The sequence below is a fragment of the Picosynechococcus sp. PCC 8807 genome, from assembly GCF_001693295.1.
In the GTDB taxonomy this organism is placed as follows: Bacteria; Cyanobacteriota; Cyanobacteriia; order Cyanobacteriales; family MRBY01; genus MRBY01.
Genome location: NZ_CP016483.1, coordinates 502,628 through 519,474 on the forward strand (window position 1 = coordinate 502,628; position 16,847 = coordinate 519,474).

At 50.0% G+C, this 16,847-nt stretch carries 16 protein-coding genes; 8 read left to right on the plus strand and 8 right to left on the minus strand.

Annotated elements, in window-relative coordinates; genetic code table 11:
* Positions 1–16: 16 nt before the first annotated feature.
* Entirely contained in the window at positions 17–1,759 is a 1,743-nt protein-coding gene (locus AWQ24_RS02370) for an AarF/ABC1/UbiB kinase family protein (RefSeq protein WP_065715901.1), read from the minus strand.
* A gap of 79 nt (positions 1,760–1,838) precedes the next feature.
* Positions 1,839–2,168, minus strand: a complete 330-nt coding sequence (locus AWQ24_RS02375; protein ID WP_041443335.1) for a DUF6825 family protein — start codon at positions 2,166–2,168, stop codon at positions 1,839–1,841.
* A gap of 162 nt (positions 2,169–2,330) precedes the next feature.
* Here AWQ24_RS02375 and leuD point away from each other — a divergent pair, with 162 nt between their 5' ends.
* Genes leuD through AWQ24_RS02390 form a run of 3 tightly spaced genes read left to right on the plus strand, consistent with a single transcriptional unit; the run spans position 2,331 to position 4,561 of the window.
* Complete coding sequence (gene leuD, locus AWQ24_RS02380) at positions 2,331–2,924, plus strand: 3-isopropylmalate dehydratase small subunit (RefSeq protein ID WP_065715902.1); 594 nt, start codon at positions 2,331–2,333, stop codon at positions 2,922–2,924.
* A 6-nt stretch (positions 2,925–2,930) separates the two neighbouring features.
* Positions 2,931–3,308: a 6-carboxytetrahydropterin synthase QueD gene (queD, locus tag AWQ24_RS02385; protein ID WP_065715903.1), complete on the plus strand. Its 378-nt coding sequence runs from the start codon at positions 2,931–2,933 to the stop codon at positions 3,306–3,308.
* On the plus strand, positions 3,308–4,561 hold the full coding sequence (locus tag AWQ24_RS02390) for an FGGY-family carbohydrate kinase (RefSeq protein ID WP_065715904.1): 1,254 nt from the start codon (positions 3,308–3,310) through the stop codon (positions 4,559–4,561). The genes queD and AWQ24_RS02390 overlap by 1 nt, the downstream gene beginning before the upstream one ends.
* On the opposite strand, the gene AWQ24_RS02395 is transcribed toward AWQ24_RS02390, so the two are convergent.
* Positions 4,558–6,228, minus strand: coding sequence for a serine/threonine-protein kinase (locus AWQ24_RS02395; RefSeq protein WP_065715905.1), 1,671 nt, complete (start codon positions 6,226–6,228; stop codon positions 4,558–4,560). The genes AWQ24_RS02390 and AWQ24_RS02395 overlap by 4 nt on opposite strands.
* A 131-nt stretch (positions 6,229–6,359) precedes the next feature.
* Here AWQ24_RS02395 and AWQ24_RS02400 point away from each other — a divergent pair, with 131 nt between their 5' ends.
* Entirely contained in the window at positions 6,360–7,976 is a 1,617-nt protein-coding gene (locus AWQ24_RS02400; protein ID WP_062436468.1) for an MFS transporter, read from the plus strand.
* A 179-nt stretch (positions 7,977–8,155) separates the two neighbouring features.
* On the opposite strand, the gene AWQ24_RS02405 is transcribed toward AWQ24_RS02400, so the two are convergent.
* Positions 8,156–9,757 carry an iron uptake porin gene (locus tag AWQ24_RS02405; protein ID WP_065715906.1) on the minus strand — a complete coding sequence of 534 codons (1,602 nt, stop codon included), beginning with the start codon at positions 9,755–9,757 and terminating at the stop codon, positions 8,156–8,158.
* A 283-nt stretch (positions 9,758–10,040) separates the two neighbouring features.
* On the opposite strand from AWQ24_RS02405, the gene AWQ24_RS16635 reads away from it, so the two are divergent.
* From AWQ24_RS16635 to AWQ24_RS02415, 3 genes are all read left to right on the plus strand, one after another.
* Positions 10,041–10,169, plus strand: coding sequence for a hypothetical protein (locus tag AWQ24_RS16635; RefSeq protein WP_255355996.1), 129 nt, complete (start codon positions 10,041–10,043; stop codon positions 10,167–10,169).
* Positions 10,170–10,264: 95 nt separating this feature from the next.
* Positions 10,265–11,035 (plus strand): hypothetical protein, encoded by a 771-nt coding sequence (locus tag AWQ24_RS02410; RefSeq protein WP_030007079.1) that lies wholly within the window; start codon positions 10,265–10,267, stop codon positions 11,033–11,035.
* A gap of 91 nt (positions 11,036–11,126) precedes the next feature.
* The gene (locus AWQ24_RS02415; protein WP_065715907.1) at positions 11,127–12,260 is read left to right on the plus strand and encodes an amidoligase family protein; all 1,134 of its coding nucleotides are present in this window, start codon (positions 11,127–11,129) and stop codon (positions 12,258–12,260) included.
* A gap of 35 nt (positions 12,261–12,295) precedes the next feature.
* Here the strand turns inward: AWQ24_RS02415 and AWQ24_RS02420 are convergent, their stop codons facing one another.
* On the minus strand, positions 12,296–12,865 hold the full coding sequence (locus AWQ24_RS02420) for a zinc-ribbon domain-containing protein (RefSeq protein ID WP_065715908.1): 570 nt from the start codon (positions 12,863–12,865) through the stop codon (positions 12,296–12,298).
* A gap of 169 nt (positions 12,866–13,034) precedes the next feature.
* Between AWQ24_RS02420 and AWQ24_RS02425 the strand changes: the two genes are divergently transcribed.
* On the plus strand, positions 13,035–13,817 hold the full coding sequence (locus AWQ24_RS02425; RefSeq protein WP_065715909.1) for a proteasome-type protease: 783 nt from the start codon (positions 13,035–13,037) through the stop codon (positions 13,815–13,817).
* An 8-nt stretch (positions 13,818–13,825) separates the two neighbouring features.
* On the opposite strand, the gene AWQ24_RS02430 is transcribed toward AWQ24_RS02425, so the two are convergent.
* The 3 genes from AWQ24_RS02430 to AWQ24_RS02440 form a co-directional block, all read right to left on the minus strand.
* Positions 13,826–14,755 carry a bestrophin family protein gene (locus AWQ24_RS02430; protein ID WP_065715910.1) on the minus strand — a complete coding sequence of 310 codons (930 nt, stop codon included), beginning with the start codon at positions 14,753–14,755 and terminating at the stop codon, positions 13,826–13,828.
* Positions 14,756–14,819: 64 nt separating this feature from the next.
* Positions 14,820–15,710 (minus strand): mechanosensitive ion channel family protein, encoded by an 891-nt coding sequence (locus AWQ24_RS02435; RefSeq protein ID WP_065715911.1) that lies wholly within the window; start codon positions 15,708–15,710, stop codon positions 14,820–14,822.
* Between the two features lie 243 nt (positions 15,711–15,953).
* Complete coding sequence (locus AWQ24_RS02440) at positions 15,954–16,838, minus strand: transglutaminase family protein (protein WP_065715912.1); 885 nt, start codon at positions 16,836–16,838, stop codon at positions 15,954–15,956.
* Between the last annotated feature and the right edge of the window lie 9 nt (positions 16,839–16,847).

Sequence of the window (16,847 nt, forward strand, 5' to 3'; positions counted from 1 at the left end):
ACTTATCTAAATTTAGCTAAAATTTGCGGTCGTAGCGATCTAGTTTTTTAAGGAGACGCCATAATGCCCAACCAGGCACCAAGGCGATCGCCCCCACCACCGCCGTCGGAATGAATGAGCCATTCACAAATAACAGGGTAGCAGACAAAATCAGCGCACAAAAAATCAACGTATAATTTGTCGCCAGTTGCATTCCCCCCAATTTGCGGAGCAGTCGGTCAGACTCCTGGGCTCGCACCCGGATACGAATATCACCCCGGTCTAGCTTGTCGATAGTGTCTTCAATGCGCCGTGGCAAACCAAAGGTGGAAGTGCTCAGTTGTGCCGCCTGGCGTCCTAACTGGTCAATAATGTTGCTGCCGCTGGGTAAATTTTCACTCATAACCTGGAGGGCGAAGGGTTGAGCCACCGCCATAAAATTGAACTCTGGATCAAGACCTTTGCCGACCCCTTCTAAGGTAGAAAAAGCCCGCATCACAAAGGTAAAGGTTGCTGGAAACCGAAAGGGCTGGTCGTAGGCAATTTCGTAAAGGTCATCACTAATCGCCGTAATCGATTGGGCCTCAAAGGGCTTATCCATAAAATTATCCAACATAAATTGGATCGAGCGGCGTACCGGTGCCAAGTCTCCGGTTGCTTCCAAGGCCCCTAGGGTAACGAGGGAGTTCATCACCCGGTCGGCATCCTTTTCTGTAATTCCCAACATGGTTTCCATGAGGCCAGCTTTGACATTGGCTTTGATTTCTCCCATCATCCCAAAATCATAGAAAATGAGTGCCCCATCGGGACTCACCGCCAGATTACCGGGGTGGGGGTCAGCATGGAAAAAACCATCATTTAGTAATTGTTGTAAATAGGCCCGGGCGCTGAGTTTCGCCAATTGTTTGCGTTCTAGGCCGGCCGCTTCCAGGGCTTCGTAATGGCTAATTTTGATCCCCGGTACATACTCCAAGGTCAGCACTCGCGGTGAGGCATAACGCCAGTAGACCTTTGGTACTTTTACCCAGTCAATCCCCCGGAAGTTGCGCCGGAAGGTATCGGCACTGCGTCCTTCCTGGAGGTAATCTACTTCCTGCCAGAGGATACGGCAACATTCAGCGTAGATTCCAAGCCAGTCACGGTTTTTGCCCCAACGGGGATGGTTTTGGAAATACCAGGCAATTTTTTTAAGGATCGCCAGATCAATGGTGAAAAGCTGTTTCAGGCCCGGTCGTTGGACTTTAACCACTACTTCTTCGCCGCTGTGGAGTTGGGCTTTGTGGACTTGGCCGAGACTCGCCGCCGCGAGGGGAACGGGGTCGAAACTGCGAAACAGGACATTAATCGGTTTGCCGAGGTCTGCTTCGATTATTTGCTTCGTTTGTTCGTAGGAAAAGGCTGGTACGCGGTCTTGGAGCTTAGACAGTTCCTGGACGTATGCTTCGGGAAATAGGTCGGCGCGGGTTGAAAAGAGTTGACCGACTTTAATAAAAGTAGGCCCCAATTCGAGGAAGCTATCTTTAATCCACTGGGCTTGAATTTTTTGCCGGGCTGCGAGTTTCTCTTCGGTAAAACCACCCGCATAAGTCCATTTCTTGCCGTTGCGGATCAGTTTAAAGATTAGGGTGAGCACAAATACCCAAATGTCGAACCGTCGCCGATTTTTGGAGTAGTTTCCACGGTTCCAGCGATAGGTAGATTTAGCCCGCTCTAGGCGCGGTGTTGGGGTGGCGTTGGGATTAGAGACCCTGGAATTGGCTTGGGAAGACAGAGCAGACACAAAGAATTTGCCTATCGAAATGGGTTTACGGAAAAGAAAAGTATGGTGTGGCTAGGGCGATCGCCTTGGGAGAAAAAGCTTAATTTTGGGTATCGCGATATTGCTTGAGTTCCGCTTTGAGGCTCGCAATTTCTGCCCGGAGATTGTCGATCATCTCCTGGAGGTCAGCGGGGCGATCATCGCCGTCAATGTCAATGGTGATCGGGCGGCTAGAATTACCTTGATTAGCCGCTTCCCGTTCGGCGCGGGTCTGGACTTCTTGGGCAAATTCCTGAAACCATTGATTGCGTTCTGCATCGAATTTACCAAGATCACTAAGCAGATCCGTCAAACTGTCTTCTACCCTCTCTTTGAGGACTTCTGCAAAGGCGCGGCCATAGGCCAGGGCTTGGAGGACGGGGTTGTTCATGGGACGCAACATTTCTTAATGGCTTTCGTAACAGATTATATCTATTAAACGAGGTTTCGTCTTTTGGCGATCGCCCCTGGGGTTTCCTTTTCACTGGGGCAATTGCCCCAGGAAAGTATGCTAAATTAGCAATCTCCCACTGGTCACCGATTCAAACGAGATATGAGCAGCGAAATCAAGCAAGTTTCTGGCACAGGGATCCCGCTCCGGGGCAACGACATCGACACAGACCGCATCATTCCCGCACGATTTCTGAAGTGTGTCACCTTTGATGGCCTTGGGGAACAAGCTTTTGCGGACGATCGCCAGCAACTAGACGGCGAGCATCCCTTTGATTTACCCCAGTATCAGAATGCGAATATCCTCGTGGTCAACGGTAATTTCGGCTGCGGCTCTTCACGGGAACATGCCCCCCAAGCCCTTTTGAAATGGGGTATTGAAGCCATTGTGGGTGAAAGTTTTGCGGAAATTTTCTTTGGGAACTGCCTCGCCAACGGCGTCCCCTGTGTGACGGCGGATCGAGCTACGGTCGAAGCATTACAAAGCCAGTTAGAAGCTAACCCCCAGGCGACCACCAGCGTCGATCTAGAAAATTTGACAGTTTCCTGCGGTGACTGGTCGGGTCAAATCCAGCTAGGAGAAGGCGCTAGACAAGCATTACTCGCTGGCACTTGGGATAGTTGTGGTCAATTGGTGGCGAACCAGGCGGAGATTGCCACAACGGCGACAAAATTGCCTTACCTGGCCTGGGCTTAAACCGTCATGGCCCAGTGGGAACTCTATAAAGAATTTCGCTTTGAGGCAGCTCACCAACTGCCCCACCACGATGGTAAATGTGCCCGTCTCCACGGCCATAGTTGGGTGATGCGGGTGTATCTGCGGGGCGATCGCCTCCAGGAAACGGGGCCAAAACAGGGGATGCTTTTCGATTTTGGCGAGATTAAAAAATACGTCCAGCCGCTACTAGATCAGCACCTAGATCACTACCATTTGAATGATTCCTTGGGGATGGAAAGTCCCACCAGCGAGGCGATCGCCCAATGGATTTACCAAGAACTAAAAAAAGTGGATTTACCGGGTTTAGCGGCGGTAGAAATTAAAGAAACTTGCACCGCAGGCTGTATTTACACCGAAGACTGATGACCGCGCCATTTTACCTTGGCCTTGATTTCGGGACTTCTGGGGCGCGGGCGATCGCCATTACAGGTGAGGGTGAAATTTCCCAGACAGTTAGTGTAAATCCCCTTGAACAAACGCCCCAGGGTTGGCGCGAGGCACTCTGGCATTTACTCGCCGCCCTCAATCTAGAGATTCGGCAAAATCTCCAGGCGATCGCCCTCAATGGCACCTCTGGCACAGTTCTACTCTGTGACGCCTCCGGAGAAGCGATTACAGAAGCCCTGCTTTACAACGATGACCAGGGCCAGACTGTTTTACCAATGCTCCGCACCTTGGCACCGCCCCAACATCTCGTCCAATCGGCCACGGCCAGCCTCGCCAAATTACTCTGGTTTGAATCCCAGGGATTAACCCAGGGGGCCAACTATTTTTGTCACCAGGCGGATTGGTTAAGTGGCTTACTCCACGGCAACTTTGGCCTGAGCGATCACCACAACGCCCTAAAACTTGGCTATGACGTTGAAAATCTCGGTTATCCTCCCTGGTTACAACAGCATCCTCTGTTTCATTTACTGCCCCAAGTGCAAACCCCCGGTGCTGGGAAACAGAAGATTTTAGCGACCGTTGCCCGGCGGTTTGGGATCAACCCCCACTGTCAAATTTGCGCCGGAACCACCGATAGTATTGCGGCCTTTATCGCCAGTGGTGCCCAAGAAATTGGGGAAGCAGTGACCTCCCTCGGCTCCACGTTGGTGCTGAAATTGTTAGGCGATCGCCCGATTCAAGATCTGGCCACCGGGGTCTACAGTCATCGGTTTGGTCATCTGTGGCTCGTGGGTGGCGCTTCAAATACAGGCGGTGCGGTGCTCAAACATTATTTTGATGACACACAACTGCAACAACTCAGTGCCACTATTAATCCCCACCAGGACAGCGGCTTAAATTATTATCCGTTGCTGCGGCCTGGCGATCGCTTTCCGATCAATGACCCAACTTTGCCACCAAAATTAACCCCCCGGCCCCAAGATTCCCGCCAGTTTTTGCAAGGACTCTTAGAAGGCATCGCCCGCATTGAAGCCCAGGGTTACCAAAAGCTGCAGGCCCTAGGAGCGCCCCCCGTTAGCACTGTCTTTACCGCCGGCGGTGGGGCAAAAAATCCAATCTGGACACAAATTCGTGCCCGTTACCTCCGTTGCCCAGTGCTCATTTCACCCCAACCAGAAGCCGCCTATGGGAGCGCTCTCCTCGCCCAACGGGGACTGCCCAGAGCCTAATCGTGGAAGCCAGGATTCCAGATGCCGAGATAAAGGCGATCGCTATCGTTGCGTTTAATTTGACCCCGGTGGTTAGCCGTGGTGAAGGATTGGGAACTGCTATTGCGGTTGTAGACGCTAGCCACCGCTTGGCTCACTTCCGGGGGCACGCCTTCGGGCAAGAGGCCACCCAGGGTTTGTTGGATCACGCTGAGGTCAGTCCCCACGGGAAAAGTGATTTCCGTCTGGGCCAGAGTGCCCGTTGTGTTGTCAACGATGTAGCCGAGGCTGACATTCGCCGGGCCATAGTTGCGATACAAAATCGCCGTACTATCACCCCAAAAGCCAGGTCGTTGATCGGTGGGGGGCACAGAAATAATTTGGGGAATGGCGGCGCCGGGAGTCCCCACGGGAATTAACGGAATTTCTCCAGGGCTGGGAGTAGGTTCTGGGGTCGGTTCTGGCTCCGGCTCCGGCTCTGGAATGGGTTCCGGTTCTGGCTCTGGTTCTGGAATGGGTTCGGGTTCCGGTTCCGGCTCTGGGGTCGGTTCGGGTAGGGGAGTTTCAAGAACAGGCGAATTGCTCTCTGTGTTCAAGGCTGGATCTTCGGGGAAAGTTTGAGGTTCAGGCGATCGCCCGACGAGGGCAAAGGTCAACCAAATTCCCGCACTAATGCCAATACCGCTAAACAAAACCGTGAGAATCGCCAAACGCCAACAGCCACCATTTTCTGTTTCCTGGGGTTGGGCGGCGGTGGTGCTTGTCGGTAATGTGGTACGTCTTGCCACGGGGGGCGATCCCACAACCCGCGTGGCGGTGGTTTGATTGCCATTAACTACAGGAGCCGGAGCCGCCGCAGTGCCCACTGCATTCCGGAGAGCATTTAACATCGCCTGGGCCGTGGGAAAGCGATCGCGGGGATGGAATTTCACCGCCTTCGCAATGACTTGACCCAATGGCGTTTGCAGATAGGGAAAATCCTGCTGCCAAATCAATTCCCCCGTTTGGGGATCATTGGGGAACTGTTGGGGAGATTGGCCAGTGAGGAGAAAAATCGCCGTAAACCCAAGGCCATACAAATCACTGGAATAGACGGGACGCCCGGTGCCCTGTTCGGGGGCCATGTAGCCGGGGGTGCCGATCGCCACAGAGACGGGCTGGCTCAAGTCCAGGTGAATGGCGGTGGTCAGGGCTTCTTTGACGGCCCCAAAGTCAATTAAAACGGGTTTGCGATCGCTACTGCGCAGAATAATATTTTCTGGCTTAATATCCCGGTGAATGATGTATTGGTCATGAACCAGTTGGAGGACGGGCAACAAGTCCAGCAAAATTTGTTGTACCTGGAGCGGGCTTAGGCTGCCCTGCTGTTTAACGATGTCCTGAAGTGTCAGCCCATCGATCCATTCTTGCACCAAATAAAATCGTCCCTGCTCCTCAAAGTAGGCGTAGAGCTTGGGGATCTGGTTATGTTTTTCCCCCAGGCCTTCGAGGATGGCGGCTTCCCGTTGAAAGCGTCGCTGCATCTCCTGGACCGTTTGGGGGCTGGTGGCCTGTACCTTGAGGGATTTCAGCACACATTGCCGTTGGGAGGGCAGTTGTAGGTCTTTCACCAAAAAGGTATCCCCAAATCCACCCTGTCCGAGGGTCTTCACGATTTGGTAACGGCCATTGATCAAGGAAGATTGCATAGGGATTTGGTTACGAAAAGGCGTGAATTTTATTTTACATTCCCCGTTTCTGAGTTGGCGATCGCCGATTACCGTAGCAGCCACTACAATTGCAAGCAGTTTCTTTGCGCCCCCAAGCGGGCGTCCCTGCCATGACCCAGCCGCTCCATCCCCCATCAGAAAAACTCAACCTATCGACAAAAATTGCCTTTGGGGCAGGCGATATTGGGCCAGCTCTCACGGCAAATGTCTTGGTTTTCTTTCTGTTGTACTTTTTTACCCAAGTGGCGGGTTTACCACCGGGCCTGGCGGGGAGCATCTTGATGATCGGCAAAATTTCCGATGCCATCAATGATCCGATTGTGGGGGTTTTGAGCGATCGCACCCGTCATCCCTGGGGCCGACGCTTGCCCTGGATGCTGGGGGGAATTATTCCCTTTGTCTTTGTCTTTTTTGGGCAGTGGTTGGTTCCCCAATTGAGCGAAATTGATCAAGTGAATGATTGGTTTTTGTTTGGCTACTACATTGTGATGGGGATTTTATTTAATCTGGCCTACACAGCGGTCAATTTGCCCTATGCTGCCCTCACTCCAGAGTTAACCCAGGATTACCACGAACGCACCAGCCTCAATAGTTTTCGGTTTAGTTTTTCCATTGGCTCTAGTATTTTTTCGCTGATTGTGGCGCGGTTGATCTTTCAAGCTTATCCCGATGATCCCCTAAAGCAGTACAGCCTTCTGGGGCTCGTTTGTTCAGTGTTTGCGGGCTTGGCGCTGTTGTGGTGTACGTTGCGGCTTCAAGAAAAGGGGCGATCACCAATCCTAAACCCTCGGCAACGACAGCGATTGGGTCAAGGGTTATGGGGAATGGCTGGGGTGAGTGGCCTGGCTGGGTTGGGGTTGCTCCAGGGGCCAATTTTATGGCCATTTTTGTTTATTTCTGCGGGGCTATTGCTGGCGGTGGCGGGTTGGACATTCGTGCGCTCTGTGCCGGAACCCCATTTAACAGTACCTTTGGCTGAACAAACGGATCTTGCGGCCCCGATTCCCTTCCGGGAGCAACTGAAAATTGCCTTTAGTAACAAACCCTTTCTCTTCGTGATTGGGATCTATCTGGCCTCTTGGCTGGCGATTCAATTAACCGCTTCGATCTTGCCCTATTTCGTGATCAACTGGATGGGCCTACCAGATGCGATGTTTCCCAATGTGGCTCTGGCGGTACAGGGAACAGCCCTGGTGCTTTTATTTGTGGCCAGCGCCCTCAGTCAACACTTAGGGAAAAAAACGGTGTATTTTGGGGGCGTTTTCCTGTGGATTATTGCCCAGGTGGGGTTATTTTTCCTACAACCGGGACAAATCGGTTTAATGTTTGCCTGTGCAATCTTGGCTGGCTGTGGGGTGTCCGTGAGCTATCTGATCCCCTGGTCGATGGTGCCCGATGTGATTGAACTAGATGAACTCACCACCGGACAACGGCGGGAAGGCGTTTTTTATGGCTTTATGGTGCTCCTCCAGAAAATAGGTCTGGCTATTAGCTTATTTCTGGTGGGTCAAGCCCTCGCCTGGGCCGGTTTCGTTGAATCTATTCCGGGTCAAGCGCCCCCCGTGCAACCTGATTCTGCCCTCCTAGCAATCCGCTTTGCGATCGCCCCCTTACCAACCATTACCCTCATTATTGGGCTGGTGCTGGCCTATTTTTATCCCATTACTCAGCAATACCACGAGGAAATTCGTCTCAAGCTTGCTGAACGACGAGTCGATCAAGCCTAGTCTAAATGCTAGTGTGAATAGATTTTCAAATCTCGCACTCTTTTCCATTAGACGAAGCCTCCGACAAAAGTCATTAACTCTGAAACTCAGATAGCAGATAATTAAAAACCTCGCCCGGAGGCGAGGCTCACAAAGAAAATGTGTGAAAAAACAAACGATTTTAGGTGAGATAAACCTGCTTAGAACGTGAAGGTGGTGCGGAGAGTACCAATGAGTGCATCTTCTTCACCATAGGCACCTTCGCCTGGATTACTTAGCCAAATTAAACCAGGAGTAATGGAAATCCCATCGTTAAGTTGATACTTGTAAAAACCTTCCACTTGAATCGGAGTCTCATCACCATCAAAGGCTACTTGTCCAGACCCATCAAGGTAAGGGGGGACACCCGCAAACAAACCAAGCACATTCCCTTCTTTACCAAGATCAGAGAAAGAGACACCTAAGCCATAGCTGTATACGTCAAGGTCACCACCACTAATAACATTGATATCGGAATACATGCCATAGGCGGCAATATCAATTTTGTCAGTGAGGGAGAACTTTCCTTGGACACCATAAGTATTTGCTTCGAGATCACCGACACTCAGTCCGTTAGCTGCAAATGTTCCATTTACGGCAGCACCACCACCAAAGTCGAAGATCGCGCCGCTGTCATGGTAACTGTTGACGTATGTTACGCCGAGCTCAGCACGCTCACCGAGGTTAAAAGCAATCTGTGCCAAAGCACCGTATTCACCGTTAAAAAGACCATCACCTTCGGCAGAAGAGCTGGCTTCATCAGCTAAGTAACCCAAGGAAATATCAACAGGGCCAAGAGGCATGTTGAAACCAAGACCAGAGCCGCCACCAATGGTATAGATGGGGCTAGACGCTGCAAGTTGAGTTAGAGAACCAGAAGCACCGGTAAAATCTTCTAAACCATTGGCGCCAAAAGTGGTACTTGTGTAATCACTGTGGAGACCACCAAAGGCTGCTAGATAAACGTTTGCTCTTCTGAGCGGGAAGTAGTATGCCAACCAGTCGATAACGACATCATTACCATCGGTGTCAAGATTGAAGGTTTGAAAACCCACACCACCACCGATTTCAGGCGTCAAGCTTGCCGAATTACCGGCTGTTAAACGGGTAATCAGAGTGTCTTTACCAGTGAAGCTGGTTTCGAGGGTTAACCGAACGCGATCACTGAAGGTTGTTGCTGTGTCATCTTCATCGACACCGCCATCAGACACCGTATCACCAAAGCTATCTTGGATGGCGAAAACAACTTCACCACTGAGCTTGGTCGTGGTAGAAAACTGGTGATCTTCGAGGAACTCAACACGGCCTTCGAGATCGTCAACACGAGCACCGAGGGTAGCGAGTTCCGCTTCAAATTCGTTGATCAAGCGACGGAGTGCAGCGAGATCTTCGGGGGTTACTTCAGAACCACCACTTTGAATCATCCGCTCGATTTGTTGTAAACAAGCGTTCAGACCAGCCGCAAATTCGTAACGACTGAGAGGACGACTGCCACGATAGGTGCCATCGGGGTAACCAACGATACAGTTGTAGTTTTCGACTAGGTTACGAAGCGCATCAAAAGCCCAGTCAGAGGGAGAAACATCGCTGAGTTGGAAAACGCTGTTTACCTGAGCAATGTCATCTTGACTGTAGGTGTTGATTTGATTAAGGAGTTCGCTGTTATTTGCTTGGGCTTGGGCGGTGCCAGCAGTGGCAACGGAGACGCCAACAGCAGCCGAAGCAATGGATAGAGACTTCCAGAGAGATAGAGATGTTTTCATTTTTTCCTCACACGATTAGGCTATTAAACTTGAGAAACTGTTTAATAACTGGTTGCGAGATCTTAGCTCATTTGTTTGAAATTTTCAGATCAGCGATTTCTCGGCAGAAAGCTAAATGTCTGGAACTTTTGACCGAAACTGAAGATAAGAGGAGTAGGGTCCTATCCACTCCAAAAAATTTACAGAGAGAAGATCGTCTTCCCTTTCCACTAAGCCTTCATCTCAAAAATACAAATCTGTAACGTACTTTCTTTGGAGAAAAGTCGTCTTAACCTGAATTAAAGTGATCGCCCCCTTACCGACCCTTGCGCTTATCATTGGCTTAGGACTCGCCTACTTTTATCCCATCACCCAGCAGTACCACGAAGAAATTCGTCTCAAACTCGCTGAACGGCGCGTCGATCAAGCCTAGTTGCAGTGGCGATCGCCCCACAAAGTGCATCAGTAAATAGGCGGCACAACTAAGACTGGGCAACACACAAAAATTCCCACTTAAAATCAAGAGCCATGACAACCACACTTTTTACCGCCCCCCGCACCCTCTTACAAATGATTGCCACTGGTGCAGTATTTGTGTCCGGATTCTCCGCCAATGCCCTTCCTACCACCGCTTCCCCTTTAACCGTAAGCCCCGCCCAGGATGCAACGTCCCTATTTTTTGAAGATTACACCTGGTGCGACGCAAAAATGCTGGGGGAATTCTGGGGAGAAGGCCCCGGTAATGCCAAGGTCAGTGCCGGCAAACTCCTCCAGGATGGTGACTATCAAACCGTTGAAAGTAAATTAACGGCGGCCCGGGACTATTACGGTGGCCAAGGTCTTTGCAACTATACCGACGAAGGCTTTAGCTATGAAGATATGGTTGTCGTCGCTGAATATTGGGATGTGTCTGTGACTGAAGCAAAAACAACCATCGCTGACAAATTGGAATGGGGCTTACCGGGTGTTGCCCATGACATCGTTGAGATGGCCTACGCCGAGCAATCCCACTATGATCCCACCGCGATTGTCGAAACCATCGCCTTTGAGAATTTGAATCGTGATGGCCACACTTTGGGTTATTTTGTCCAACGGGCCGATGGTCTATGGGTCGAGCTTACTGCTGCCGGGGAAGAAATTTTTTACTTCAATGAAATTGAGCGGGATCCGTTGGTGGTGACCCTCTTCGACGCTTCACGCAATATGGAAATTCATTTGGACTATCATTTCAATCAAATTCAATATCGCTATTCTTCCGATCCGGGTGCGCCCCAGCCCCTCTATGCGATGGGTTTCTAAGCGGCAATCGTCTTGGGAGGTGAGCCATCATCTCCCACATTTTTTTTGATAAACATCGACGACAACAGACAAGGGCCGAGGCGCAAAAACTGTGATTACTCTAGATTGGAAAATTGGCTTTGAAATTGAGTTATTGGCACCATCAGGAAGCAGTCGTCAGGATCTAGCAGCGGCGATCGCCACTGCCCAGGGGGGGCAAGTCCATCGCTTTTTTCACCCCCAATCGGAACCCAGCAAAGTACCGGGTAAACCAGTCTTCCACAATTTAACCCTCGGCTTTGAGATCCGAGATCCCCAGCAACGGATGATCGCCCAATGTGTCGATGATCTAACGTTACAAAAAGACTTGAATCGCCAGGCCAAACCCCAGGCAGGTTGGTATCGCATTGTCAGTGATGACGAGCGTCTGCTGCGTTTGATTGCCCGTCAGACCGAGGCTAAAGCCCCTTTAGAAACCGTGATGGAACCTATCGGCGATTTGTTTGGCACGGTACCAGAACCGGGGCCAGGGGGGATGCGGCGGGTGAATGATCAAAGCGGGGCATCCGTGGCGATCGCCGCCCCACTACCCGGAGAACGAGAACGTCCCTGTGAATTGATTACAGCGCCCCTGGAGACAGACCACGAGCATCAATTAGAAACCCTATTATCCTTAGCGCGGCACCTAAAATTTACAGCTCCCGTTGAAGGCGCAACTCACCTTCATTTTGAGGCGACGCCCCTCCAGTCAGCCCCGGCGATCGCCAATTTAGTGAATCTGTTGTGGCGCTATGGGGCTATTCTCAAAACTCTTATGGGCACGAATCCCCATTGTCGTCGCCTCGGCCCCTGGCCCGAAACCCTTTTCACCACCGTGAACCAGCCGGAATTTCGACAACTTCCCTGGCCCGCCGTCCAGCAGCAACTCCATCGCCTCAAGCTGACAAAATATTGTGATTTTAATTTGGTGAACTGCATCAATGCCCTACCCTACAAAAACACGATTGAGGTGCGGATTCTCCCCGTTTGGCTAGAGACAACGCCAATTCTTCAGGCCGCTTCTTTATTTACCGCCGTTTTACATTTGGCTGCTCAGGGAGAGGCGATCGCCCCAGGCCCCCCAGAAAAATATACCCGTGCGAATGTCCAAGCTCTTTTGCAGCAACTGCAACTGGATACAGAGCAAATTGATCTTTGGTTGCAACAGGTGCCCCAAGGCAAGGCCCGGAAAAAAGGTTTTCAGTAATTTCAACGATGGAACCCTTAGATTAAGCGCTATCGCTAGGGCGACAAAGGCTGACCGCACTGGGTACAAAAGCGATCACCTGCGGTAATGGCTTGACCACATTGGCCGCAAAACCGTTTTGGCTTATTATTTGCTGCCGAATTTGCTGCTGGCGTCGGTTGCTGCTGGGCCGGTTGATTCAGATCATTGATCCGCATTTCCATATTGCCCAGGCGCATTTCCATCGGCTTCATTTTCATTTCCATGTTGCCCATTTTGAGTGGGGGCAGAGGTTCTAAAGGTGACATTAGCTCCGGAGATTTCGCCGCCGTTTGCTCTAAAGGCAGCGATTGGGCACCCTGTAAATTGAGGGGTTGTTCACAAAGGGCGATCGCCTGACCTTGTACAGTAATTTGCGTTGTTTTTGTCGCGCTAAAAACCGTGATCACCGTGATCCCGCCCGCTTGCATCACCGTTGGTTGTGCCGTCCAGGTGCCCGTTAGGTAACGGTTTGTGCTTTGTTGTTGTTGTCCGGGGCCACTTTGGCTGAGGGTAATAACGGTATGGGAGCCTTGGTTCGCCAAATCAAGCCGTTGCCCAGAACCGAGATAACAGACGTAATTCATGGGGAAACTCCAACAATAATTTGCAAAAATAATGCTCGCGCAGCTTGGAAGATATGCGATGATTAACGTGACAGCAACTGGCTTTTGTCGTCCATATCCTGACAGGTTACGATCGGCCAACCCAAAATTTTTTCTGTGAATCCCATCAGGTCAAACGAGGTCATCAAGATTGACGTATTGTTTAGGAATCTTAGTTCGCCAGGGTTTTATTCTCGCCGCCGATTCACGCACCAATGCGGGGGTTGATTACGTTTCATCCTATCAAAAGTTATTTGATTTTTCCTGCCCAGGGGAACGGGTGCTTATTCTCTGTACTTCGGGCAATCTATCCATTACCCAAGCCATCACCTATCAACTAGAACAGGAGATTCGCAGTGGTACGCCCCATAATCTCCATACGATTCCTAGTCTTTATGATGCCGCCCGCTACATTGGCAAAAAGACTCGCCAACTGCAACAGGAAGATCGACCTTGGCTCGAAAAGGATCACATTGATTTCCAGTGTAATTTTCTCCTCGCTGGGCAAATTGCCGGGGCACCGCCGGAGCTTTTTCTCATCTACAGCCAGGGAAATTGTATTCGCGCGACCCCAGAGACCCCTTATCTACAGATTGGCGAAACGAAGTATGGCAAACCGATCTTGGATCGCACCCTTTCCTATGAGTCTTCTTTAGATGCGATCGCCAAATCTGCCCTCCTTTCCATCGACTCCACAATGCGCTCAAATCTTTCTGTGGGGCCTCCCATCGATATGATCTCCTATGCAGTCAATAGCTTGAAAATCCAGCACCGTCTGCGGTTAGAAGCCCGGGACCCTTATTTACTCAAAATTCGTCGCTATTGGGAAAACGCCCTCAAGCAAGCCTCTGAAGCAATGCCAGGGGTGGAATGGAATCGTGACTTAAATCAGCAGGGACAAGATCCCGCAAGCAATGGGACAGATTTTCTTTAGTCCTCCAATCACGATACAGCAGCTAATTCTTTCCCTTGGGCATGCAAACTAGAAACACGCTCAAGATTGCCTTCGATCACGTCACAAAGATCGTCTAGGGGCAAATCATTTACATCAAAACCAAAGGGATTTTCTAGCTCCCGGGCCACTTCTTCGACACCCAATAGCAAGAAGCTGACCACTGCTACAATCGGAATTGCCCACCAGGTCATCTCTGGCACCAGGCGGAATGGTAAACCAAAACAATAAATTAAAATCAAGCGTCTCAAATACACACGATAAGTAATTGGAATTGGCGTGGTTAAAATTCTTTCGCAACCACTCACACTATCCGTGAGATTATTCAGCATACCGGTGGTCATATTTAGCTGCGCATCCCCAAAATTTTTCAGCTTGAGTTGCTGATGTAGATAGGTGCGTAACCAAAATTGAATATCAAAGGGGCGATTTTTTGAGTCTTTCAGTTGCGTGACCTGCTCCGGCTCGACCAATGCTTCTAGTCTGTCGTTTACTTGGTCTCCCCGTAGGTGCAACTTGGTGGCGATCGCAAAAGCAAGCAGTAGATTTAAAGCTTGTTTTTTGCCCTGTATTTCTTTTTCTGTTGAGGTCGTAATCCCAATCAAAATTTCCTGGGCAAGGTTACGGATATTCACAACGATTCCTCCCCATGCTTTTCGCCCTTCCCAAAAACGCTCGTAGGATGTGTTGGTGCGAAAAACGATGAGCAAACCCAGAATCAGATTGTAAATAACATTTGTGGTCAAATCTCCCAGTTTCTCAAGATAGATAGGTAAACCCTGGAGGTAGATAAATGTCAATGCCGCAGTCAAAATACAGAAAAAAAGGATGCGCGGCAAAATCATAGACAAGACAGCCCCCTTGACCTGAAAGATAGTACTGAGCCAATCGGGTTTATCCAGTTTGTCAGAGGTAATCATCGGTATCTAAAGTAATTTTTTGTGTGAGTCAACAAATTAAATATTCGGTTTTCAAATCAGCTTTCTAAGTATCATCTCCTGCAGGTAATTGGCTGGGCAAATAATCATTGTATTTATCCTGATTGTAATAATATAAAGTGCGAATAGGATAGGGGATATTAATATCAGCTGCGTCGAATACTTCTTTGATCTTAATAATTGCCAGGGTTTGGACGCGACGAACTTCTTTTTGTTTAGGCGTTGTCCAATAGCGGACAATAAAGTCAATGGAACTATCGCCAAAACTGACGAGATCAATTTCGGGGGCAGGCTGTGCTAAAACGCCATCCAAATCACAAATCGTTTGCTGTAATAAATCCTTGGCCATTGGCAGGGGCGTATTGTAATCTACCCCCACACCGAGATCAGTGCGCCGATTAGGATAAGCTGTTTTCACCATTACCGCATCAGTAAACACGCTGGCATTTGGTAACAAGACTTTTTCCCCCTGATAGGTGCGAATGCTCGTTGTGCGGATGCTGATATCTTCAATAATACCTTGGTAATCACTGACTGCAATTTCATCACCGATGCGAAAAGGCTCCTCAACCAGTAGGATAATCCCCGCAAAAAAGTTTTTGACGATATCCTGAAACGCAAAACCAATGGCGATTGAACCCACCCCTAAAGTGGCAACAATATCCCCTAAACTCAGGCCAGGAAAAGCGACTACACAGGCAAATAAAACACCTAAAACCCATGTCCCCACATAAACGCCTTTGTCAGCCAGAATTTGTAGTGAATGATTTTTGATGGTTTTGGCGGTAACTTCTTTGGTTATTTTCTGGAAAATTTCCGAGCAATACCTTGTTAAAAATAGAATAATGATTCCAGTTAGCAAGCCAGGGATTCGTTGAATACCGATACTTAAAATGGCTTGTAGACTGTTAATAATGGTTTCTGTAATTTGGCTCATAAAATGTGTGGCTTCAGTTTGTAGTGAAACTCAATATAATTAGGAGAATAATTCAACAAAAATTTTAGGATTGGCAACAATGCCATCAGTACTGAGAGAAAATAAAAAGTATTCTGCTCAAGTTAACTGAACCGATTTCATGGTGAAAGCTTTCCGTAAAGCTGTCAAGTTAACGGGGTTTGGCATATAGAAATGATTCGCTAATGCCATCCTCTGGCTTAACTGATGATAGACCCTAGAGAATTATTGCGATTGTGATTGTGTTTGGGAAAAAAGCACATCATCAACCAGACGAATATCGCAAACCAAGCTCGTCTGGGGTCTCCCCAAGGGACTCTGGATATCTCCCGATACAGGGGCCGCCCGTCGGGGATCTCCCGTTGCCGCAACGGCGATATGACCGTCTGTGACCGCTAAACCCAAGGTGGGATCAAAGCCACGCCAGCCACCTCCCGGCATATACACTTCTCCCCAGGCATGGAGTTCATGTTGGGTTGTGGTTTCATCGCCCCGTTGGTAGCCACTGACAAACCGTGCCGCTAGACCAGCGACTCGACAGGCCTCAACCCATAACAAGGCAAAATCACGGCAGGTACCTGTCCGCTGGCTGAGGGTGATCCCAGGAAGTTGGGGTGCCCCTTCAAGGCGATGGATATAGCGGCAATCTTCATAGATGCGCTGGGTCAGTTGGCTCACAAAGAGGCCGGCATTTCCTTCTACTTGGTGCAAGAGATCCTGGGCTAACTCCACGACGCGGGGATGGGGAGTGGTGAGTTGTCGGTAGGGATAAAGTCTGAGGGCGAGGGAACTGGGGTAGTCCCAGGGGCAGGCGATCGCCCAGGGAGCCGCAAGATAATCAAAGGGATTCTGACAAACGACTTCCACCTCTGCCGTTGTGACGAACTTTAGGGACTGTACAGGTTGCGGATCAAACCAGAAGCGATCTGCCACGTTGCCATCTGGATCCAGGAGGCGGGTGTGCTGCCGGGGTAGCGGGTCAACCTCTAAGTGAAACTGCCGGAGCCGTTGCTGGCCATCGGTGCGTGGACATAATTTGACACAATGACTGCCCAGTTCTACGGGATGACTATAGGTGTAGAGGGTCGAATGGGTAATCTGATAGCGCACAACACAGGC